This window comes from Agrococcus sp. UYP10 (genome assembly GCF_040547205.1).
Taxonomy (GTDB): domain Bacteria; phylum Actinomycetota; class Actinomycetes; order Actinomycetales; family Microbacteriaceae; genus Agrococcus; species Agrococcus jenensis.
Genome location: NZ_JBEPPG010000001.1, coordinates 2331200 through 2352288 on the forward strand (window position 1 = coordinate 2331200; position 21089 = coordinate 2352288).

A 21089-nucleotide genomic window follows, 5' to 3' on the forward strand; every position below is an offset into this window, starting at 1 on the left:
TCCGGGGGCGTGCTGCGCAGGGCTCGGCGCTACGCGGCCGCGGTGCCGCGAGGCGTGCTGCGCGCCGCCTCGATCGCCGCCGCGAGGCGCTGCGGATGCCGCGAGCTCACGACCCACGCGCCGGTCGGATCGCTCGGGTCCTCCACGCTCGCCCGCACGACCGAGCGCGTCCACGGCGAGATGACGTGGTGGTCGGTCGGGTCCCAGCCGCCGCGCATCGCGGCCGTCGCGTCCGCGCCCTCGAGCGCATCCGCCGCGCCCAGGTGCACGACGTCGATCCGCGCCCTTCCTGCGCGCAGCACGCCGCCCTGCACCTCGACGACGGGCGCCGCGAACCACAGGATGCCCAGCACGGCGACGTAGAGCCCGATCGCGACGGCGATCCCGACGTTGATGTCGACCGGCAGGAACACCAGCAGCGCGGCGGGCACGATGAGCAGCAGGAGCAGGGGCATCCACCACGGCGGCCCGAGCCGCTCGCGGTACGAGGGGGCGGAGGTCATGCCTCCATCATCCCGTGCTCGCGGTGCGCGTTTCCGCCCGGCGTCCCGCTCGGCTAGCCTCGACAGCGATGGAGCAGGTAGAAGTCCTCGTCACCGGATCGCCGGTGCCGTCCTACGCGCACCCTGGCGATGCCGGTGCCGACATCCACGCCGCCGAGGCGGTCACGCTCGAGCCCGGCCAGCGGGCGCTCGTCGGCACGGGCGTCGCGATCGCGCTGCCGGACGGCTACGCCGCGTTCGTGCACCCGCGCAGCGGCCTCGCCGCCAAGCACGGCATCACGATCGTGAACGCGCCGGGCACGGTCGACGCGGGGTACCGCGGTGAGATCAAGGTGAACCTGCTCAACACCGGCACCGAACCGCACCGCATCGAGCCCGGGGACCGCATCGCCCAGATCGTCGTGCAGCGCGTCGAGCGCGTGCGCTTCATCGAGGTCGAGCGGCTGCCGGGCTCCGACCGGGGCGAGCGCGGGCACGGATCGACCGGCCGAGGCGCCGTCCAAGAGGGGATCGCACGATGACCGACACCACCGAGGGCCAGGAGCAGCTGCCCGACGACGAGGCGCTCGTCGAGAAGAGCGCGCCGGATGACCGCGCCGAGATCGGCCCGCTCGACGAGTCCGAGGCGCCCGTGCGCCCCTACGTCGACCTCGGCGGGCTGCGCATCGTGCCCCGACCGGGCATGCAGATGCGCCTCGAGGTCGAGGAGAAGTCGAAGCGGATCGTCGCCGTCACGCTCGAGCACGAGGGCTCCACGGTGCAGCTGCAGCCGTTCGCGGCGCCCCGCAGCGAGGGCATCTGGGCGCCCGTGCGCGAGGTGCTGCGCGCGCAGCTCGAGCGCCAGGGCGCGACGGTCGAGGACGCCGACGGCCAGCTCGGCCCCGAGCTGCTCGCGCGCCTGCAGTCCGGCCCCGACGGCGCGCCGCGCGCGGTGCGCATCATCGGCGTCGACGGCCCGCGCTGGATGCTCCAGGGCCTCATCGGCGGCAAGGCAGCGCTCGACGACGACGAGGCCGCGAAGGCGATCGAGCTGTTCCGCTCGACCGTCGTCTGCCGCGGCGTGCAGCCCATGCCGCCGCGCGAGCTCATCCCGCTCTCCGCGCCGAAGACCGTCTGATGGCGGACGAGCCCGGCCGGCCGGCATCGTCCGAGCCGGCGCGCGACGCCGCGAGCGAGCCGGAGCCCTCGTTCTCCGAGCAGGTCGGCGCCGCCATCCGCGGCTCGGCGCTCGGGCACCTCGACCCGAGCGCGCCCCCGTCCGGGAACGCGATGCTCGCCGCGATGGGCGGCGTCCGCGGCCTCGTCGAGTCGCTGCTGCCGGGCATCCTCTTCCTCGTGCTCTACGCCACGACGAAGGACGTCTGGCTCGCCGTGCTCGTGCCGCTCGCCGTCTCTGTCGGCTTCGTCGCCTGGCGCGTGCTGCAGAAGGGCCAGCCGGTGCTCGCGTTCGCGGGGCTCATCGGCGTCGGCATCTCCGCCGCGGTGGCGCTGCTCACCGGTCAGGGCGAGGACAACTTCCTCTGGGGCTTCGCCGTCAACGGCATGCTCATCGCCGTGCTGGTCGTGAGCATGCTGCTGCGCCGCCCGCTCGTCGGCGTCATCGCGGGCTCGCTCACGGGCACGCCCCACGCGTGGCGCACCCAGAGCGCGAAGCGCGCGGTGGCGTGGCGGGCGACCATCCTGTGGCTCGCCGTCATCGCGCTGCGCCTCGTCGTCCAGGTGCCGATGTACTTCGCGGCCGACGCCGGCACACCGGGCGCGGTCGAGCTGCTCGCCGCGACGAAGCTCGCGATGGGGATGCCGCTCTACCTCGCGGCGCTCTGGGTCTCGTGGCTCATGGTGCGCGCCGTCCTGGACACGCCCGCGGATGCGGCGGAGGCCGACGCGCGATAAGATATCTTGACGTCAAGATATCTCGCCCTCAGGCCGACCGGAACGCCGGCACGAGGCATACACTCGAGGCGCAGTCAGCGCATCCCAGAGACCCCTGAGGAGTCATGATGGCGAACCCGAACAGCTTCGGCAGCAAGGACACGCTGTCGGTCGGCGGCACCGATTACACGGTGTACCGGATCGACACGGTGGAGGGCCACGAGCGGCTGCCGTTCAGCCTCAAGGTGCTGCTCGAGAACCTGCTCCGCACCGAGGACGGCGCGAACGTCACGCGCGAGCAGATCCAGGCGCTCGGCTCGTGGGACGCCGACGCCGACCCGAGCGTCGAGATCCAGTTCTCGCCGGCGCGCGTCGTCATGCAGGACTTCACCGGCGTGCCCTGCATCGTCGACCTCGCCACCATGCGCGAGGCCGTCGCCGAGCTGGGCGGCGACCCCAAGAAGATCAACCCGCTCGCGCCCGCGGAGCTCGTCATCGACCACTCGGTGATCGCCGACCTCTTCGGCACGCCCGACGCGTTCGAGCGCAACGTCGAGATCGAGTACCAGCGCAACGGCGAGCGCTACCAGTTCCTCCGCTGGGGCCAGACGGCGTTCGACGACTTCAAGGTCGTCCCGCCGGGCACCGGCATCGTGCACCAGGTGAACATCGAGAACCTCGCCAAGGTCACCTACTCGCGCACCTTCGGCGGCGAGCTCACCGCCTACCCCGACACCGTCGTCGGCACCGACTCGCACACCACGATGGTCAACGGCCTCGGCGTGCTCGGCTGGGGCGTCGGCGGCATCGAGGCAGAGGCGGCCATGCTCGGCCAGCCCGTCTCGATGCTCATCCCGCGGGTCGTCGGCTTCAAGCTCACCGGCGCGATCCCCCCGGCCGTCACGGCGACGGATGTCGTCCTCACGATCACCGACATGCTCCGCAAGCACGGCGTGGTCGGCAAGTTCGTCGAGTTCTACGGCACGGGCGTCGCGTCGGTGCCGCTCGCGAACCGCGCGACGATCGGCAACATGAGCCCGGAGTTCGGCTCCACCGCCGCGATCTTCCCGGTCGACGACGTCACGCTCGACTACCTCCGCTTCACCGGCCGCACCGAGGAGCAGATCGCGCTCGTCGAGGCCTACTCGAAGCAGCAGGGCCTCTGGCACGACCCCGCGGTCGAGCCGACGTTCTCGGAGTACATGGAGCTCGACCTCTCGACGGTCGTGCCGTCGATCGCCGGCCCGAAGCGCCCGCAGGACCGCATCGAGCTGACGAACGCGAAGCAGCAGTTCTCGGCCGACCTCGTGAACTACGCCACGGCGCCCGAGCAGGCACCGGTGCCCGAGAAGGACGTCGTCGACGAGGCCGTGGAGGACACCTTCCCGGCATCCGACCCCGCCTCGTTCTCGGCCGACACCGACGAGGAGCTCGTCGCACCGACGCCCGCCGTGCCGGTGGGCGCGCCGACGCCGTCGCGCATCTCGCAGCCCGTCCAGGTCGAGGTCGACGGCGAGTCGTTCGAGCTCGACCACGGCCACGTGGCGATCGCCGCGATCACGTCGTGCACGAACACGTCGAACCCGTCGGTCATGCTCGCCGCCGGCCTGCTGGCGCGCAACGCCGTCGAGCGGGGCCTGAGCTCGAAGCCGTGGGTCAAGACGACGATGGCGCCCGGTTCCAAGGTCGTCACCGACTACTACGAGAAGGCCGGGCTCTGGGGCGACCTCGAGTCGCTCGGCTTCTACCTCGTCGGCTACGGCTGCACGACGTGCATCGGCAACTCGGGCCCGCTGAAGGAGGAGATCTCGGCGTCGGTGAACGACAACGACCTCGCCGTCACCGCCGTGCTCTCGGGCAACCGCAACTTCGAGGGCCGCATCAACCCCGACGTGAAGATGAACTACCTCGCGTCGCCGCCGCTCGTGATCGCCTACGCGCTCGCCGGCACGATGGACTTCGACTTCGACCACCAGCCGCTCGGCAAGGGCAAGGACGGCCAGGACGTGTTCCTCGCCGACATCTGGCCCTCCGCCGAGGAGGTGCAGGCGACGATCGACTCGTCGATCGACACCGAGATGTTCACGACCCAGTACGCCGCGGTCTTCGACGGCGACGAGCGGTGGCAGAACCTGCCGACGCCCGCGGGCGACGTGTTCGAGTGGGATGCGTCGTCGACGTACGTGCGGAAGCCCCCGTACTTCGACGGCATGACGATGGAGACGACCCCGGTCGCCGACATCACGGGCGCCCGCGTGCTCGCGAAGCTCGGCGACTCGGTCACGACCGACCACATCTCGCCGGCCGGCAGCATCAAGGCCGACAGCCCCGCGGGTCGGTACCTCACGGAGCACGGCGTCGCGCGTCCGGACTTCAACTCCTACGGCTCGCGCCGCGGCAACCACGAGGTCATGATCCGCGGCACGTTCGCGAACATTCGGCTGAAGAACCTGCTGCTCGACGGCGTGGAGGGCGGCTACACGCGCGACTTCACGACCGACGACGGCGCGCAGTCGTTCATCTACGACGCATCCGCGAACTACCAGGCGCAGGGCACCCCGCTCGTCGTGCTCGGCGGCAAGGAGTACGGCTCGGGCTCGAGCCGCGACTGGGCCGCGAAGGGCACGAGCCTGCTGGGCGTCAAGGCGGTCATCGTCGAGTCGTTCGAGCGCATCCACCGCTCCAACCTCATCGGCATGGGCGTCGTCCCGCTGCAGTTCCCCGCCGGTGAGACGTGGGAGTCGCTCGGCCTCGACGGCACCGAGGAGATCTCGATCACGGGCCTGACGCAGCTGAACGAGGGCGTCACCCCGAAGACCGTGCACGTCGTCGCGACCCCGACGGCGCACAGCCCGGAGGGCAAGCAGCCGATCGAGTTCGACGCGGTCGTCCGCATCGACACGCCCGGAGAGGCGGACTACTACCGCAACGGCGGCATCCTCCAGTACGTGCTGCGCTCGCTCGTCTGATCCGACGCGCACAGGAAGGCCCCCTCCCACGGAGGGGGCCTTCCTGGTTGCGGCGACTACGATGGTGGGCCTATGGCGATCCTCGAGCAGATCACGGGTCCGCGCGACCTCGACGGCCTCACCCGCGAGCAGCTGGTCGAGCTCGCGGCGGAGATCCGCGCGTTCCTCATCCGCGAGGTCTCGCGGACCGGCGGGCACCTGGGGCCGAACCTCGGCGTCGTCGAGCTGACGCTCGCGATGCACCGCGTCTTCGACTCGCCCCGCGACGCCTTCGTCTTCGACACCGGGCACCAGTCGTACGTGCACAAGCTGCTCACCGGCCGCCAGGACTTCTCGCGGCTGCGCCAGAAGGGCGGCCTCGCCGGCTACCCCCAGCGCGCCGAGAGCGAGCACGACATCGTCGAGTCGAGCCACGCCTCCTCGTCGCTGTCCTGGGCCGACGGCATCAGCCGCGCCTTCGACATCACCGGCCAGCACGACCGCACGGTCGTCGCGGTGGTCGGCGACGGCGCCCTCACGGGCGGCATGACGTGGGAGGCGCTCAACAACATCTCCGACGACAACCGGCGCCGCCTCGTGATCGTCGTGAACGACAACGGCCGCTCCTACGCGCCGACCATCGGCGGCATGGCGCGCTTCCTCAACGGCGTGCGCACGCAGCGCTCGTACACGAGCCTCCGCGGGACGTCGGAGCGGCTGTTCTCGCGCTTCGGGCACCCGGGCAGGGCCGTCTACCGCGGCGTCCGCGGCGCCACCCACGGCTTCCTCACCCGCTTCGTGAACAACGAGGTGCTCTACTCCAACCTCGACATCAAGTACCTCGGCCCCATCGACGGGCACGACCAGGAGGCGCTCGAGGAGGCGATGCAGCAGGCGCGCGACTTCGGCGCGCCGGTCATCGTGCACGTCATCACGCAGAAGGGGCAGGGCTTCGACCCCGCCATCAACGACGAGGCCGACCAGTTCCACGCGGTCGGGCAGATCGACCCCGAGACGGGGGAGTCGATCGCGAGCGCCGGCCGGCCGTCCTGGACCAGCGTGTTCGCCGACGAGCTCGTCTCGATCGCGCGCGAGGACGACCGGGTGGTCGGCATCACCGCGGCGATGCTGCGCCCGACGGGCCTCGACCGGCTCGCGGCGCTCGACGCCTCGCGCGTGCTCGACGTCGGCATCGCCGAGCAGCACGCCGTGACCACGGCGGCAGGGCTCGCGTTCGGCGGCCTGCACCCGGTGGTCGCGATCTACGCGACCTTCGTGAACCGCGCCTTCGACCAGGTGCTCATGGACGTGGCGCTCCACAAGGCGGGCGTGACGTTCGTGCTCGACCGCGCCGGCGTGACCGGCCCGGACGGCCCGAGCCACCACGGCATGTGGGACCTGGCGCTGCTGCAGTTCGTGCCCGGGATCCGCCTCGCCGCACCGCGCGACGCGCCCCGGCTCGAGGAGGCGCTGCGCGAGGCGGTCGCCGTCGACGACGCGCCCACCGTCATCCGCTACCCGAAGGGCTCGGTGCCCAACCAGCTCGACGCGGTGCGCCGCACCGACGACGGCGTCGACGTGCTGCTCGAGGCGCCGCACCGCGACGTGCTGCTCATCGCCATCGGCGCGTTCGCGCACCTCGCGATGGACGTCGCGCAGCGCGTGCAGGCGCAGGGCATCGGCGTCACCGTCGTCGACCCGCGCTGGGTCGTGCCGGTGCCGGCGTCGATCGTCGAGCTCTCGCGTGACCACCGCATCGTCATCACGCTCGAGGACGGCGTGCGCGTCGGCGGCATCGGCACCCGCGTGCGCCAGGACCTGCGCGCCGCCGGCGTCGACACCCCGGTCGACGAGCTCGGCCTGCCGGATGCGTTCATCGACCACGCCGAGCGCGGCGAGATCCTCGAGGACGCGGGGCTCTCGGCGCAGGCGATCGCGCGCAACATCATCCAGCAGGTGCTCGGCACGGGCCGCGTGCCGATCGCCCGGCCGCTGCCCGGCGAGCAGGAGCTGCGGCTCGAGTCGGATGCCGACATGCAGGAGCCCGCCGCCGACTGACGTCCTCCACAGCCGCGCAGTCCGCTGGAGCGGCCGCGGTGCCGGATGCGGTTCCATGCCGGGCATGGACGAGACGACCGGATCCCAGACCACCGGATCCGAGGCCGCGCGATCGCGGCTCACCGTCGAGCGGCTCCTCGAGCTGGGCGACCTCCCGATCGACGACGACGCCTCGCTGCTCGAGCGTGCGAGGAGCGTGGTCCGCGAGGGCCTCGTGCGGCGGCTGTGGCTGCTGCTGCTCGACGGCGACGGGCTGCTGGTGCCGCGCCTCACGCTCATCGACGACACCCCGATCACCCCGGAGGCCGAGGCGCCCGCGGCGCTCGGCAGGATCCTCGGCGGCATCGCCGAGGCCGGCTGCTCCGTCGCCGTCGTCCTCGAGCGGCCCGGGCCGCCGTGGGCGTCGCCCGACGACTGGGCGTGGCACGACGCGCTGTGCCGCGCCGGGGCGGCCCACGCCGGCACGCTCCGGGCGGTGCTGCTCGCGCACAGCGGCGGTGTCGACCTGCTCGCCGACAGGATCGCCGACGGGTGACCGCGGCATCGGCAGTGCGGCGCTGGCCGTGCGGCCACGGCGGCGCCGTGCGACGCTGGAGGCATGCGCGCTCCGGGATCCGACGACGTGGGCTCCGACCTCGTCGTGACGCCGACGCTGTCGATCCCCGCGTCCGAGCTGCGCTGGCGCTTCTCGCGCTCGTCGGGGCCGGGTGGGCAGCACGTCAACACCTCCGACAGTCGGGTGCAGCTCTCGTGGAGCGTCGCGGGCTCGGCGGCGGTCTCCGAGGAGCAGCGGGCGACGCTCCTCGCCCGCCTCGCCGCCCGGCTCGTCGACGGCGCCGTGACGGTGACGGCGTCGACCGAGCGGTCGCAGCTGCGCAACCGGGCGATCGCGTCGGGCAGGCTCGCGGCGCTGCTGGCCGCGGCGCTCGCGCCCGAGGGGCCTCGGCGCCGCGCCACGACGGCGACCCGGGGCGCGCACCGCCGCAGGCTCGCCGCGAAGCAGCAGCGGTCGGCGACGAAGCAGCAGCGGCGCCGCCCGGACGCGGACTAGCCCAGCCGCCGAGTAGCCCAGCCGCCGATGAGCGCGGCCTCCGACGAGCCCGGCTCGGCTCGGTATCGTGGCGGCATGCTGTGGACCGAGGCCGACACCGCCGCGCGCATCGCGGTGCCCGACGCCTTCGCCGACAAGCACCGTCGCGGTGTGCTGGGGGCGATCGTCGGATCGGAGCGCTACCCGGGTGCGGCCGTGCTCGGCGTCGAGGCCGCGCACCGCACGGGGCTCGGCATGGTGCGGCTCATCGCCCCGCGCCGCGTGGAGGACCTCGTGCTCGCGCGCAGGCCCGAGGTGGTCACGGGCGAGGGCCGCGTCGAGGCGTGGCTGGTCGGGAGCGGCCAGGATGCGCGGCTGCGGTCGCCGTCGCTCGCCGCGACGCTCCACGCCGCGCTCGGCAGCGGCGCACCGATCGTGCTCGACGCGGGCGCCCTCGACCTCGCCGCGCAGGCCGCCGGCGCCGCGGTCGTCACCCCGCACCACGGGGAGCTCGTCCGCATGCTCGCGCATGTCGGCATCGAGACGCACGCCGATGCCGTCCGACGCGCCCCCGCAGAGTGGGCGGGCCGCGCCGCCGAGGCCTACGACGCGGTCGTGCTGCTCAAGGGCGCCGAGAGCCTCGTCGCCGCCCCGGACGGCAGCGTCATCCGGCTGCCGCCCGCCACCCACTGGCTCGCGACCGCCGGCTCCGGCGACGTGCTGGCCGGCATCCTCGGCGCGCTCGTCGCGACGCACGCGGGCGAGGTGCACGCCGACGCCGCGCGGCTCGCCGAGCTCGCGGCCTCCGCGGCCGTCGTGCACGGCCTCGCGGCCGCACGCGCGAGCGGCGGCGGACCGCTCGTCGCCCTCGACGTCGCCGAGGCCGTGCCCGCGACGATCGCGGCGCTGCTCGCCGCCTGACGGGCGCTGCACCGTCCGGCGCCGAGCCGTCAGGCCGCGCGCAGGAAGCCCGTCACCACGAGCTCGCGGACGCGCGGCAGCAGGTCGGCCGCGAGGATCGGCTCGTCGACCTCCAGCAGGCCGGCGATCGCGCCGATGAGCACGCCGAGCGGCAGCTCGCCGTCGCACGCGCCCACGAGTGCGGCGAGCGCGGTGTCGACCGAGAGGGTGCGCCCGAGCGCGCCGCCCTGGCGCAGCTCGATGACGTTCGGGCCCGCGGCGCCCGGCAGCTGGTGGCGCGCCTCCGTCACGTCGGGCGCGCGCTCGAGGCGCTCGAGGGCGAGGGCGCCGTCGTCGAGCCCGGCGAGCCAGGCGGCGGTGTCGAACGCCGCCGCGAGGTGCGCGCCCGCGTGCTCGAGCGTGATCGCCTGCGGCAGCCGCTCGAAGCGGGCGAGGCTCGCGTCGCCGGTCACGGGCAGGCGCAGCGCGAGCCAGCCCATCCCGACGGCCGAGACCCCGCGCGCCTCGAAGTCGTCCAGCCAGGCGTCGAGCAGCGCGTCGTGCGCCTCGTCACGGGGGAGCGTGCCGCCGTCGCGCAGCCACAGCTCGGCGTAGCGCACCGGGTCGAGCGACTCGCGCTCGATGGCCCAGGCGTCGAGCCCGGCCGCCCACCCTCGCACGCGCTCGATGCCCGCGGCGCCTGCGACCGTCTCCCAGTTGCCGAGCAGACGTCCGCCACCGCCCGGCGCGAGGTGCGCTGCGAGGCCGCCGACGACGGCAGCCATGAGCCCGTCGCCGGTCGCGCCGCCGTCGCGGTACTCGTACGCCGGCACGCCCTCGGCGCGCGGGGTGATGACGAAGGGCGGGTTGGAGGCGATCAGGTCGAAGCGCTCGCCCGCCACCGGTGCGAAGAGCGACCCGAGCCGGGTCTCGATGCCGTCGACGCCGTTCAGCCGCGCGTTGAGGCCGGTGAACCAGAGCGCGCGCTCCGAGATGTCGGTCGCCACGACGTGCGGTGCGAGCCGCCGCAGGTGCAGCGCGATGACGCCGCAGCCGGTGCCGAGGTCGAGCGCGCGGTCGACCGGGAGGGGCGGCAGCAGCGACGCGAGCGTGCGGGCGGCGCCGCCGACGCCGAGCACGTGGTCGGGGCGCAGCGGTGCAACGCCCGCGAGCTCGTCGAGGTCGCTCGCGATCCACCACTCGCCCTCGCCGAGCGCGTCGCGGAACGCGTACGGCCGGATGGCGACGAGCGGCGCGACGAGCGGCACCTGCCCGGCGCGGCGCTCGGCGATGCCGAGCGCGACGGCACCGTCGACGCCCATCGCCGGCAGCGCCTCCGCCAACGCGGCCTCCGGCACGGCGTCGCCGAGCACGAACGCGCGCAGCAGGGTCGAGCACGCACCGGGTCGGCGCAGCGCCGCCCGGCGCGCCGGCTCGGCGACCATGCGGGCGAGCGCCGCGTCGGCCTCGTCGCCGACGAGCGCACGGACGCCCCCGCTCGTGAACCCCGCTGCAGCGAGGTCACGGGCGAGGGCGTCGATGGCGGGGTGCATCCCGCCAGTCTGCTGGATCCGGCCGGTCAGGCCTTCGGCCCGGCCACGCGCGGCTCGTGGAACGTGCCGCCGAAGACCCGCTCGGACGCGCCGACCCGGTCGAGGTACGGCGTGATGCCGCCCATGTGGAAGGGCCAGCCGGCGCCGAGGATCATGCAGAGGTCGATGTCCTCCGCGGCCTCGACCACCCCGTCGTCGAGCATCCGCTTGATCTCGTCGGCGAGGCCGTCCTCGATCCGCAGCCGCAGCTCGTCGACCGAGAGCGCCACCGCGCCCGCGGGCGTGTGCTTCGCGACGATCTTGCGGGCCCGCTTGTCGATGCCCTTCGGCTCGCCCTTGCCGTCCTTCTCGAGCAGCACGCCCTCGGCGGCGAGCTCGTGCAGCGCCGGCGACTCGAAGAAGCGATCGGGGAAGGCGCCGTGGTGGGTGTCGAGCACGTGGGCGCCGACCTTGAGCCCGACGAGGTCGAGCAGCACGAACGGGTCCATCGGGAAGCCGAACGCGCGCTGCGCGGCGACGACGTCCTCGAACGACGAGCCCTGCTCGACGGCGTGCATCGCCTCGCCGAGCAGCTTCGCGAGCACCCGGTTCACGACGAAGCCGGGGGTGTCGCGCGTGATGACCGCGTTCTTCTTCAGGTCCTTCGCGACCCGCATCGCGGTCGCGAGGGTCGCGTCATCGGTGGCCGGCGTGTTGACGACCTCGATGAGCGGCATGACGGCGACCGGGTTGAAGAAGTGGAAGCCGACCAGGCGCTCCGGGTGGGCGAGCTTGGCACCGATCTGCTCCACCGAGAGGCTCGACGTGTTCGTCGCCATGACGGCCGTCTCGGAGAGGTGCGGCTCGACCTCGGCGAAGACCTGCTGCTTGACGCCGAGCTCCTCGAAGACGGCCTCGATGACCCAGTCGCAGTCGGCGAAGTCGGCCTTGTCGACCGTGCCGGAGATGAGCGCGGTGAGGCGCTTGCCCTCGTCGTCGGAGATCCGGCCCTTGCCGACGAGCGTGGTGATCTCGGCGCGGATGCCGGCGACGGCCGTGTCGACGCGGGCCTGGTCGAGGTCGGTGATGACGACCGGCACCTGCAGTCGGCGCACGAAGAGCAGCGCGAACTGGCTGGCCATGAGGCCCGCGCCGATGATGCCGACCTTCGTCACCGGCTTCGCGAGCGCCTTGTCGGGCGCGCCCGCCGGGCGCTTCGCCCGCTTCTGCACGAGGTTGAACGCGTAGATCGATGCCGCGAACTGGTCGCCGCCGCTCAGCTCGGCGATCGCGTCGTCCTCGGCGGCGAAGCCGAGCGAGCGGTCGTTCTTCTTCGCCAGCTCGAGCAGGTCGAGGGCGCGGTAGGGCGACTGCGGGACCGTGCCGAGCTTCTTCTCGACCGTCTCGCGCGCGATGCGCAGCGCGATCGGCCACTTGACCGCGCGCTCGATGGTGCCGGGCACGTGCGGGCGGTCGACCTTCTTGCCCCCCAGCACCTCGTCGGCCCAGCGGATCGACGACTCGAGGAACGTGGCAGGGGAGAACATCGCGTCGGCGATGCCGAGCTCGAGCGCCTCGGCCGGCTTCAGCACGCGGTTCTGCTTGAGCGGGTTCTCGATCACGACCTTGAGCGCGCGCTCGATGCCGATGAGGTTCGGCAGGATCGTCGCCCCGCCCCAGCCGGGGACGAGCCCGAGGAAGACCTCGGGCAGGCCCACCGCGGGCGCGGCGGCGTTGATCGTGCGGTAGTCGGCGTTCAGCCCGATCTCGAGCCCGCCGCCGAGCGCGAGGCCGTTGATGAAGACGAACGTCGGCACGGGCGCCTGGTGCAGCAGGCCGAGCACGCGGTGGCCGAGGCGCGGCAGCTCGGCCGCCGTCGCGCGGTCGGGGATGTCGGCCACGTTGCTGAGGTCGACGCCGGCCGCGAGGAAGTAGGGCTTGCCGGTGACCGCGATGGCGTCGATCTCGCCCTTCGCGGCGCGGTCGCGCTGCGCCTCGAGGGTGTCGCCCAGCTCGAAGAGCGTGGCGGGGCCGAGCGTCGACGGGCGCGTGTGGTCGCGGCCGTTGTCGAGCGTGATGAGGGCCATCGTGCGCCCCGAGGGCAGCGCGATGTCGCGCACGTGGCTGTGCGTGATGACCTCGTCGAACTCGGCGGCGGCCAGCAGGGGGAACTCGTCGCGGACGGCCATCAGATGCCCTTCCCGTAGCGCTTGTGGTTGGGGTTCTCCCAGATGACGGTGCCGCCCTGGCCGAGGCCCACGCACATGGCGGTGATGCCGAAGCGCACATCGGGGCGCTGCTCGAACTGGCGCGCGAGCTGCAGCATGAGGCGCACGCCGGACGAGGCGAGCGGGTGGCCGATCGCGATGGCGCCGCCCCACGGGTTGATGCGCGGGTCGTCGTCGTCGATGCCGAAGTGGTCGGTGAAGGCGAGCACCTGCACCGCGAACGCCTCGTTGAGCTCGAAGAGGCCGATGTCCGAGATGTCGAGGCCGGCCTTGCGCAGCGCCTTCTCGGTCGACGGCACCGGGCCGATGCCCATGATGTCGGGGTCGACGCCGGCGAACGCGAACGAGACCATCCGCATCCGGGTCGACAGGCCGAGCTCCTTCGCCGCGGACGATGAGGCGACGATCGACATCGTCGCGCCGTCGTTGAGCCCGGATGCGTTGCCGGCCGTCACGCGGCCGTGGTCGCGGAACGGCGTCTTGAGGGCCGCGAGGCCGTCCATCGTCGTGCCGGGGCGCGGCGCCTCGTCCGCGGTGGCGAGCCCCCAGCCCTCTGCCGTCTGCGTGGCGACCGGCACGAGGTCATGCTGGATGTGCCCGGCCTCGAGCGCGGCGGCGTACTTGTGCTGCGACGCCATCGCGTAGCGGTCGGAGCGCTCCTTCGTCAGGTGCGGGTAGCGGTCGTGGATGCGCTCTGCCGTCTTGCCCATGTTGAGCGCGTCCATCGAGACGAGCTTCTCGGCGACGAAGCGGGGGTTCGGGTCGGCGTCGAGGCCCATCGGGTGGCGGCCCATGTGCTCCACGCCACCGGCGATCGCGACGTCGTAGGCGCCGAAGGCGATGCCGCCCGCGACGGTCGTGACCGCCGTCATGGCGCCGGCGCACATGCGGTCGAGCGCGTAGCCCGGCACAGTGACGGGGAGGCCCGCGAGCATGCCGACGGTGCGGCCGAGCGTGAGGCCCTGGTCGCCCGTCTGCGTCGTCGCGGCGATCGCGACGTCGTCGATGCGGTCGAGCGGCAGGCTCGGGTTCCGCTCGAGCAGACCGGTGAGCGCCTTGACCGCGAGGTCGTCCGCTCGGGTCTGCCAGTACATGCCCTTCTCGCCCGCGCGCCCGAATGGGGTGCGGACGCCGTCCACGAACACGACGTCGTCGTCAGCCACGATGCCTCCTGATTGGGGGTGATTGCGGCATCAGTGTAGGAATGCGCGCCGAGGGCGCGCTCCGCGGTTGCCGCTTCCTACGAGGGGGCGTCGACGGGCTCGGGACCGGCTTGGTCGGCCTCTACAAATGCAGCAGCGATCCTCTGTGCAGTCGCGGCAACCTGCCACGGCCGCGCATCGCGCTCCCGGAGCGCCTCGGCGACCGCCTCGGGCGTCGACTCGACGCGCTCCCACGCGAGCCGGCGGATGGTGTCGGGCGCCAGCAGGTTCTCGGCCGGCATCGACAGCTCCTCCGCCGCGGCCTGCACGGCGGCGCGCGCGTGCTTGAGCCGCACGTCGGCCTCGGGCTTCCGCGAGCGCCAGAAGCGCGGTGGCGGCGGCTCGTCGGACCTCGCCCGCAGCGCGGGAGGATCGTCCGTGGCGCGGCCGGCCTCGATCGCCGCCCACCAGCGGTCGAGCTCGCTGCGGCTCGCGCGGCCGGTGAAGTCCTTGCGCGCCGCGAGCCGGCCCTTCGCGTCGACGTCGGCGAGCGCCGCCGCCAGCAGCGACCGGTCGGGCACGAGCCGGCCGGGCGCGGTGTCGGTCGAGCGTGCGAGCTCGTCGCGGGCGAGCCACAGCTCGCGCGCCACGGCCAGCTGCCGACGGTCGCGGATCGCCTGGATGCCCGAGAGCCGGCGCCACGGCTCGGCGGCCGGCGGCTTGGGCCGGCGCTCGAGCGCGTAGGCGAACTCCTGCGCGGCGAGCTCCTCCTTGCCCTGCCGGGCGAGCTCCTCGGCGAGCGCGTCGCGCGCATCCGGCAGCACCTCGACGTCGAGCGCGGCGTACTCGAGCCAGGAGCGGGGGATCGGCCGGGTCGACCAGTCGGCCGCGCCGTGCTCCTTGCGAAGGCTCAGCCCGACGAGCCGCTCGGTGACCGCGGCGAGGCCGACGCGCTCGAAGCCGGCGAGGCGGGCGCCGAGCTCCGTGTCGAAGAGGGTCGCGGGCTCGAGGCCCACCTCGCGCAGGCACGGCAGGTCCTGGCTCGCGGCGTGGATGATCCACTCCTCGCCGCCGATCGCGTCCTGGAGCGGTGAGAGGTCGTCGATCGTCGTGGGGTCGACGAGCACGGTGCCCGCGCCGCGGCGGTGCAGCTGCACGAGGTACGCCCGCTGCGAATAGCGGAAGCCGCTCGCGCGCTCGGCGTCGACGGCGACCGGCCCGGTGCCGGCCGCGAGCCGGTCGGCTACCTCCCGGAGGGCATCCGCGTCGGCGATGACGTCGAACGGACCCTCCGCGACGGCCTCGCGCAGCTCAGCCACGCGTGCGCCTGTGCGCGTCGAGGCCGGTGGCGCCGGGCTGCACCGGGAGGCCCGCGATGGCGCAGAGCAGATCGGTCCAGGCGGTGAGGTGGGCGCCGAAGTCGTGACCGGTGGGCGTCCAGGATGCGCGCAGCTCGATCTGCGCGCCATCGCCCTGCGCGGCGAGCTCGCCGAAGCCGCTCGAGAGGATCTTCGTCGCGGTGCCCGACTCCGAGTGGTGCTCGGCGCCGCGCTGCTCGAGCGCCTCGAGCAGGTAGGTCCAGGTGACCTCGGCGAGGAACGGGTCGACGCCGATCTCCGGATCCTGCGACGCCTGCGTGAAGCTCACGATGCGGAAGTCGCCGCCCCACGCCTCGGGCTCCTCGGGGTCGTGCATGAGGATGAAGCGGCCGGTGCCGAGGTCGGAGTCGTGCCCGTGGCTCGTCACGCCGACGTCGGCAGCGATCGCGAAGGAGTGCGGCGCGATGCGCCCCGGCGCCGGGATCTCGCGCACCGACAGCTCGGAGCGGAGCTCTGCGCGCCGCAGCTGGTCGACGGCAGCGCGGAACGCCTCGGGTTCGGGGGCGGGGGCTCCACTGCTCGTGTCCACCCGGCAAGACTACGATTCCCCCGTGACCACCCGAGCGAGGCGCGCCGCCACCGCCCCCGCGCCCGCCGCCCGTCGTGCCACCCCCGCCTCCCGTCGCGCCGGCGCGATCGCGCTCGCCGGGGCCGGCGTGCTCGTCGCAGGCGCGGGCCTCGCGATCACGGGCGCCTCGGCGGTGCTCGCCTCGATGCTCGTCACGCCGCCGCGCACGCAGCCCGACGACATCCGGATCCTCGGTGTCGACGCGCGCGGCGTGCGGCTCGGCCGCACCCCGGACACCGGGCTGCCGGGCACCTACGCGCTGTGGGTGGGGGAGCGGCACGCGGTGCTCGGCCCCGTGGTCGCGGAGGACGCGCACAGCGTGACCCGCGCGATCGACGAGCCGGCGCGCGAGCTGCTCGCCGGGGCGACGAGCGCCCGCTGGTCCGGGTACGTGCTGCACCTGCCGCAGGAGGTGACCGACGACGTCGAGCGCGTCGACGTGCCGACCGAGCTGGGGCCCGCGCCGGCCTGGATCATGGGCGACCAGGAGGCGCACACCTGGTGCATCCAGGTGCACGGCCGCGGGGTCACGCGCCGCGAGACCATCCGTGCCGTCCCGGCGTTCCTCGAGCGCGGCATCCCCTGCATGGCCGTCTCGTACCGCAACGACACCGAGGCGCCGCCGAGCCGCGACGGCAAGTTCCGGCTCGGGCTCGACGAGTGGCGCGACGTCGACGACGCGATCGGCGTCGCGGTCGCCCGTGGCGCCCGCCACATCGTGCTCATGGGATGGTCGATGGGCGGGCAGATCGCGCTGCAGGTCGCGCGGCGCTCCCGCCACCGCCGGCGCATCGTGGCGATCGTGCTCGACTCGCCGGTGGTCCGGTGGCAGCCGACCCTGCGCCTGCAGGTCGCGCTGGTGCGGAAGCCGGCATGGCTCGTCGACACCGCGATCGGCCTGCTCGAGTCGCCCGCGGCGCTGCTCTCCGGCAGCCGCAGCCTCGACTTCGACGAGCTCGACAACGTGCTGCACGCGGATGCGCTGACGCAGCCGATCCTGCTGCTCCACTCCGCGGACGACGGCTTCGTGCCGCCGGACGCCTCGCGAGCGCTCGCCGAGGCGCGTCCCGACATCGTCGACTACCACGAGTGGCGCACGGCGCGGCACACGAAGCTCTGGAACCTCGACCGGGCGCGCTACCTGCGCGAGCTGGGCGGCTGGCTCGACGAGCGGGGCGTCGCCGCGTTCGACTGACCGGCGGGCCTAGCGCTCCTGCGCGCGCTCCCGCACCTGGCGCTGGATGCGGCCGAGCATCCCGGCCATGCCCCGCAGCCGCAGCGGCGAGACGACGCGGTCGAGCCCGAGCAGCCGCGGCATGTCGGTCGGCACCGCGAGCGCCTCGTCGGCGCTCGCCCCCTCGAGGCCCTGCGCGAGGATCGACGCGAACCCGCGGGTGGTCGGCGACTCCGCCGGAGCCGTCGCGTGCACGTGCACGCGCTCGTCGACCTCGACGAAGAGGAACACCGGCGACTGGCACTCGGCGACGCGCTCGAGCAGGTCGGGGTGGTCGGCGTAGCGCTGCGGCAGCTCGGGCAGCTCGTCGGCGAACTCGAGCAGCAGCTGCAGCCGGTCGCCCTCCTCCATGGCCTGGAAGTCGTCGACCGTCCGCTGCAGGGCGGGGGTGAGCGTCATCGAGCCGGCACCTCGCCGGGCTCGGCGCCGACGGCGATGGGCACGCCGACGAGCGAGCCCCACTCCGTCCACGAGCCGTCGTAGTTGCGCACGCCCGGCAGGCCGAGCAGGTGGGTGAGCACGAACCAGGTGTGGCTCGAGCGCTCGCCGATGCGGCAGTAGGCGATGACGTCGTCGGCGCCGCGGAGCCCCGCGCCGTCGAGGTAGATCGCCTCGAGCTCGGCGCGCGAGCGGAAGGTGCCGTCCTCGTTCACGGCGCGGCCCCACGGCACGCTCGCCGCTGTGGGGATGTGCCCCGCCCGCAGCGCGCCCTCCTCGGGGTAGGCCGGCGCGGTCGTGCGCTCGCCGGAGTACTCCTCGGGGCTGCGCACGTCGACGAGCGGCCGGCCGAGGTGCGCGAGCACGTCGTCGCGGAACGCGCGCAGCGTGCGGTCGTCGCGCTCGACGACCGGCACGTCGACGGCGGGACGCCTCGCGGGCTCGCGGGTGAGCTCCCGGCCCTCGGCGATCCAGGCGTCCCGGCCGCCGTCCATGATGCGTGTGTGGTCGTGGCCGTACAGGGCGAAGACCCAGAGCGCGTAGGTGGCCCACCAGTTCGCCTTGTCGCCGTAGAAGACGACGGTCGAGTCGCGGCCGATGCCCTTGCGGCGCAGCAGGTCGGCGAACGCCTCCGCCGAGACGTAGTCGCGCTGCACCGGGTCGTTGAGCTCGGTGTGCCAGTCGACCTTGACGGCGCCCGGGATGTGGCCGACCTCGTAGAGCAGCACGTCCTCGTCGGACTCGACGATGACGACGTCCGGATCGTCGAGGTGCGCCGCGACCCACGCCGTGGAGACCAGGCGGTCGGGTGCTGCGTACTCGGCGAAGCGGGGCTCGGACTCGGTCACGGCGTCTCCTTCTCCTGGCTCTCGGCCCAGGGGGTTCGTGTGCCTGACTAGGCTCGGTGAGGGGGAACGCCATCCTCCCACCGAATCTTCCCGCCGGCCCTCCCGGCGCCGCCGAAGGAGCGCCCATGCCAGCACCGATCTCGCTCGTCGAGCGCCGACCGCAGGTGGGCGCGGAGCAGATCGTCGCGAGCCTCGTGCCGCCGCCGCAGTTCGACGGCGCGACGTTCGCGTCGTATCGGCCCGACCCCGCGCATCCGTCGCAGGGTGAGGCGCTGCAGCGGATGCAGGAGCTCGTCGAGGCGTGGACGAAGCCGAAGCGCGGCCTGTTCCGGAAGGCGCCGGAGGTGAAGCCGGGCATCTACCTCGACGGCGGCTTCGGCGTCGGCAAGACGCACCTGCTCGCGTCGCTCTGGAAGGCGATGCCCGGTCCGAAGGTGTTCGGCACGTTCATCGAGTACACCGCGCTCGTCGGCGCGCTCGGCTACGCCGAGACCGTGCAGCAGCTGCAGGGCTCGCGGATCGTCTGCATCGACGAGTTCGAGCTCGACGACCCCGGCGACACGATGGTGATGACGCGCCTGCTCGGCGAGCTCGTCGCGAGCGGCACGAAGCTCGCCGCCACGAGCAACACGCCCCCGAACGCCCTCGGCGACGGCCGCTTCGCCGCTGCCGACTTCCTGCGCGAGATCACCGCGATCGCCGACCGCTTCCAGATCATGCGGATCGACGGCGACGACTACCGCCACCGCGACATCACCGGCCACGCCCCGGTCGTCGCCGACGAGGCCGTCGAGACCGAGCTCGCCACGATCGCGGGGGAGACGGCGCTCGACGACTTCGACGCGCTCATCGCGCACCTCGCCCACGTGCACCCGTCGCGCTACATCGGGCTCGTCGAGGGACTGCGAGGGCTGGGCCTCCGCGGCGTGCGCGTGCTCACCGACCAGAACGACGCGCTGCGCTTCGTCGCGCTCGTCGACCGGCTGTACGACGCGCAGGTCGCCCTGCGGGCGAGCGGCACGAGCCTCGACCAGGTCTTCAGCGAGGAGATGCTGGGCGGCGGCTACCGGAAGAAGTACCTGCGAGCGATCTCGCGGCTCGTCGCGCTCGCGAACGAGTAGCGCGTTCAGACGCCGTCGGTGCGGTGCAGCTGCTCCTCGGCGTTCAGCGCCCGGATCGCGGCCGTCTCCACCGGCGGGTACCTGCGGTTCAGCACCGTGAGGTAGATCGCGCCGAGCACGGCCGCGATGAGCGAGCCGGTGAGCACGCCGAGCGTGCCCTCGACGATGAGCTCCTCCGCAGTGCGGTGCGCGAGCTCGTTCATGAGCAGCGAGACCGTGAAGCCGATGCCGCCGAGCAGGCTGATGCCGATGAGCTCCGTGAAGCGCACCCGCTCGAGTCGCGGCACGCGCAGCGCGGCCTGGCCGAGGAGCCCCGCGGCCGTGATGCCGACGAGCTTGCCGACCGGGAGGGCGACGACGATCGCCCAGAAGACGGGGCTGAGCTCGCTGATCGGCACCTGCGGGATCGCGACCGAGGCCGACGTGAAGGCGAACAGCGGCAGCACGATGCCGTTCGAGAGCGGCTCGAGCTTCTCGCGCGCCGACTCCGCGGGCGCGGGGGAGAGCACGAGGCCGAGGGCGACGCCGGCGATCGTGGCGTGGATGCCGCTCGAGGCGACGAGCCACCAGGTGATGACGCCGACGACGAGCAGCAGGATGCGCAGCAGCCAGCTGCCACGGCGGGTGCGGTAGGCGCGGCCCAGCAGCCAGAAGCCGACGACGCCCACCGCGGCGAGCCCGAGGTGCCCGAGCGAGAGCGACTCGGTGAAGAAGACGGCGATGAAGAGGATGCCGATGAGGTCGTCGATGACCGCGAGCGCGAGCAGCAGCGCCCGGACGTTCGACGGCAGCCGCTTGCCCACGAGCGCGAGCACGCCGAGCGCGAAGGCGATGTCGGTCGCGGTCGGGATGGGCCAGCCCTGGGCGCCGTCGGCGCCGGCGAGGTTGAAGTAGAGGATCGCGGGCACGGCGACGCCGCCGAGCGCGGCGATCGTGGGGACGGCGGCCTTCGACACGCTCGAGAGGTCGCCCTGCGTGAACTCGTAGCGCAGCTCGATCGCGACGACGAAGAAGAAGACGACCAGCAGGCCGTCGGTGACCCAGTGGGCGGCCGAGAGGTCGAGCCCGAAGAAGGTGAAGGGCAGGTGCGCGTGCTTGAGCGCGTCGAGGCCCGGCCCGAGCCCGGTGTTCGCGATCACGAGCCCGAGGATCGCCGCCCCGAGGAGGAGCATCGCCGACACCTGGGGGTTCCGGATCCACGTCATGCCGTCATCCTCCCACCCGGCCAGCACCGCGCCGCGCGGCGAAACGCGCCCGAAACACGGGTGCGCATCCGTAACCGTCGCGA

At 73.3% G+C, this 21089-nt stretch carries 19 protein-coding genes; 10 read left to right on the top strand and 9 right to left on the bottom strand.

Going from position 1 to position 21089, the window contains the following annotated elements:
* Positions 1-29: 29 nt before the first annotated feature.
* A complete protein-coding gene (locus tag ABIB37_RS11445) occupies positions 30-503 on the bottom strand; it encodes a DUF3093 domain-containing protein (protein ID WP_354260494.1) in 474 nt (157 codons plus the stop codon).
* A gap of 68 nt (positions 504-571) precedes the next feature.
* Between ABIB37_RS11445 and dut the strand changes: the two genes are divergently transcribed.
* The 8 genes from dut to ABIB37_RS11485 all read left to right on the top strand — a co-directional run bounded on the left by dut (position 572) and on the right by ABIB37_RS11485 (position 9332).
* Positions 572-1024 (top strand): dUTP diphosphatase, encoded by a 453-nt coding sequence (gene dut / locus ABIB37_RS11450; protein WP_123698031.1) that lies wholly within the window; start codon positions 572-574, stop codon positions 1022-1024.
* Positions 1021-1620 carry a DUF3710 domain-containing protein gene (locus tag ABIB37_RS11455; protein WP_123698030.1) on the top strand — a complete coding sequence of 200 codons (600 nt, stop codon included), beginning with the start codon at positions 1021-1023 and terminating at the stop codon, positions 1618-1620. Before dut ends, ABIB37_RS11455 begins: the two co-directional genes overlap by 4 nt.
* A complete protein-coding gene (locus ABIB37_RS11460) occupies positions 1620-2396 on the top strand; it encodes a DUF3159 domain-containing protein (protein ID WP_354260497.1) in 777 nt (258 codons plus the stop codon). The genes ABIB37_RS11455 and ABIB37_RS11460 overlap by 1 nt, the downstream gene beginning before the upstream one ends.
* A gap of 104 nt (positions 2397-2500) precedes the next feature.
* On the top strand, positions 2501-5344 hold the full coding sequence (locus tag ABIB37_RS11465) for an aconitate hydratase (RefSeq protein WP_502914049.1): 2844 nt from the start codon (positions 2501-2503) through the stop codon (positions 5342-5344).
* A 72-nt stretch (positions 5345-5416) separates the two neighbouring features.
* Entirely contained in the window at positions 5417-7381 is a 1965-nt protein-coding gene (gene dxs, locus ABIB37_RS11470) for a 1-deoxy-D-xylulose-5-phosphate synthase (RefSeq protein WP_354260501.1), read from the top strand.
* 64 nt (positions 7382-7445) lie between these two features.
* On the top strand, positions 7446-7916 hold the full coding sequence (locus ABIB37_RS11475) for a hypothetical protein (protein WP_354260503.1): 471 nt from the start codon (positions 7446-7448) through the stop codon (positions 7914-7916).
* A 63-nt stretch (positions 7917-7979) separates the two neighbouring features.
* Positions 7980-8432 carry an alternative ribosome rescue aminoacyl-tRNA hydrolase ArfB gene (gene arfB / locus ABIB37_RS11480; protein WP_502914050.1) on the top strand — a complete coding sequence of 151 codons (453 nt, stop codon included), beginning with the start codon at positions 7980-7982 and terminating at the stop codon, positions 8430-8432.
* A gap of 75 nt (positions 8433-8507) precedes the next feature.
* Positions 8508-9332 (top strand): ADP-dependent NAD(P)H-hydrate dehydratase, encoded by an 825-nt coding sequence (locus tag ABIB37_RS11485; RefSeq protein WP_354260505.1) that lies wholly within the window; start codon positions 8508-8510, stop codon positions 9330-9332.
* A 29-nt stretch (positions 9333-9361) separates the two neighbouring features.
* Here ABIB37_RS11485 and ABIB37_RS11490 read toward each other — a convergent pair whose 3' ends face one another.
* From ABIB37_RS11490 to ABIB37_RS11510, 5 genes are all read right to left on the bottom strand, one after another.
* Positions 9362-10864: a DUF7059 domain-containing protein gene (locus tag ABIB37_RS11490; RefSeq protein ID WP_354260507.1), complete on the bottom strand. Its 1503-nt coding sequence runs from the start codon at positions 10862-10864 to the stop codon at positions 9362-9364.
* A gap of 26 nt (positions 10865-10890) precedes the next feature.
* The gene (locus ABIB37_RS11495; protein ID WP_354260509.1) at positions 10891-13032 is read right to left on the bottom strand and encodes a 3-hydroxyacyl-CoA dehydrogenase NAD-binding domain-containing protein; all 2142 of its coding nucleotides are present in this window, start codon (positions 13030-13032) and stop codon (positions 10891-10893) included.
* On the bottom strand, positions 13032-14237 hold the full coding sequence (locus tag ABIB37_RS11500) for a thiolase family protein (protein WP_354261607.1): 1206 nt from the start codon (positions 14235-14237) through the stop codon (positions 13032-13034). Before ABIB37_RS11500 ends, ABIB37_RS11495 begins: the two co-directional genes overlap by 1 nt.
* Before the next feature lie 74 nt (positions 14238-14311).
* The gene (locus ABIB37_RS11505) at positions 14312-15532 is read right to left on the bottom strand and encodes an HRDC domain-containing protein (RefSeq protein ID WP_354260511.1); all 1221 of its coding nucleotides are present in this window, start codon (positions 15530-15532) and stop codon (positions 14312-14314) included.
* Positions 15525-16121 (bottom strand): DUF3000 domain-containing protein, encoded by a 597-nt coding sequence (locus ABIB37_RS11510; RefSeq protein ID WP_123698020.1) that lies wholly within the window; start codon positions 16119-16121, stop codon positions 15525-15527. Before ABIB37_RS11510 ends, ABIB37_RS11505 begins: the two co-directional genes overlap by 8 nt.
* Before the next feature lie 22 nt (positions 16122-16143).
* On the opposite strand from ABIB37_RS11510, the gene ABIB37_RS11515 reads away from it, so the two are divergent.
* A complete protein-coding gene (locus tag ABIB37_RS11515) occupies positions 16144-17355 on the top strand; it encodes an alpha/beta hydrolase family protein (protein WP_354260513.1) in 1212 nt (403 codons plus the stop codon).
* Positions 17356-17364: 9 nt separating this feature from the next.
* On the opposite strand, the gene ABIB37_RS11520 is transcribed toward ABIB37_RS11515, so the two are convergent.
* Both ABIB37_RS11520 and ABIB37_RS11525 read right to left on the bottom strand, forming a co-directional pair.
* Positions 17365-17793: a SufE family protein gene (locus tag ABIB37_RS11520; protein WP_354260515.1), complete on the bottom strand. Its 429-nt coding sequence runs from the start codon at positions 17791-17793 to the stop codon at positions 17365-17367.
* Complete coding sequence (locus ABIB37_RS11525; RefSeq protein WP_354260517.1) at positions 17790-18680, bottom strand: sulfurtransferase; 891 nt, start codon at positions 18678-18680, stop codon at positions 17790-17792. The genes ABIB37_RS11520 and ABIB37_RS11525 overlap by 4 nt, the downstream gene beginning before the upstream one ends.
* Before the next feature lie 125 nt (positions 18681-18805).
* Here ABIB37_RS11525 and zapE point away from each other — a divergent pair, with 125 nt between their 5' ends.
* Positions 18806-19801: a cell division protein ZapE gene (gene zapE / locus ABIB37_RS11530; RefSeq protein WP_354260519.1), complete on the top strand. Its 996-nt coding sequence runs from the start codon at positions 18806-18808 to the stop codon at positions 19799-19801.
* Between the two features lie 5 nt (positions 19802-19806).
* Here zapE and ABIB37_RS11535 read toward each other — a convergent pair whose 3' ends face one another.
* Positions 19807-21006 (bottom strand): Na+/H+ antiporter NhaA, encoded by a 1200-nt coding sequence (locus ABIB37_RS11535; protein WP_354260522.1) that lies wholly within the window; start codon positions 21004-21006, stop codon positions 19807-19809.
* Between the last annotated feature and the right edge of the window lie 83 nt (positions 21007-21089).

Coding starts and splice junctions, on each gene's coding strand:
- ABIB37_RS11445 (WP_354260494.1), bottom strand. CDS start 503: ATGACCTCCGCCCCCTCGTACCGCGAGCGGCTCGGGCCGCCGTGGTGG.
- dut (WP_123698031.1), top strand. CDS start 572: ATGGAGCAGGTAGAAGTCCTCGTCACCGGATCGCCGGTGCCGTCCTAC.
- ABIB37_RS11455 (WP_123698030.1), top strand. CDS start 1,021: ATGACCGACACCACCGAGGGCCAGGAGCAGCTGCCCGACGACGAGGCG.
- ABIB37_RS11460 (WP_354260497.1), top strand. CDS start 1,620: ATGGCGGACGAGCCCGGCCGGCCGGCATCGTCCGAGCCGGCGCGCGAC.
- ABIB37_RS11465 (WP_502914049.1), top strand. CDS start 2,501: ATGATGGCGAACCCGAACAGCTTCGGCAGCAAGGACACGCTGTCGGTC.
- dxs (WP_354260501.1), top strand. CDS start 5,417: ATGGCGATCCTCGAGCAGATCACGGGTCCGCGCGACCTCGACGGCCTC.
- ABIB37_RS11475 (WP_354260503.1), top strand. CDS start 7,446: ATGGACGAGACGACCGGATCCCAGACCACCGGATCCGAGGCCGCGCGA.
- arfB (WP_502914050.1), top strand. CDS start 7,980: ATGCGCGCTCCGGGATCCGACGACGTGGGCTCCGACCTCGTCGTGACG.
- ABIB37_RS11485 (WP_354260505.1), top strand. CDS start 8,508: ATGCTGTGGACCGAGGCCGACACCGCCGCGCGCATCGCGGTGCCCGAC.
- ABIB37_RS11490 (WP_354260507.1), bottom strand. CDS start 10,864: ATGCACCCCGCCATCGACGCCCTCGCCCGTGACCTCGCTGCAGCGGGG.
- ABIB37_RS11495 (WP_354260509.1), bottom strand. CDS start 13,032: ATGGCCGTCCGCGACGAGTTCCCCCTGCTGGCCGCCGCCGAGTTCGAC.
- ABIB37_RS11520 (WP_354260515.1), bottom strand. CDS start 17,793: ATGACGCTCACCCCCGCCCTGCAGCGGACGGTCGACGACTTCCAGGCC.
- zapE (WP_354260519.1), top strand. CDS start 18,806: ATGCCAGCACCGATCTCGCTCGTCGAGCGCCGACCGCAGGTGGGCGCG.
- ABIB37_RS11535 (WP_354260522.1), bottom strand. CDS start 21,006: ATGACGTGGATCCGGAACCCCCAGGTGTCGGCGATGCTCCTCCTCGGG.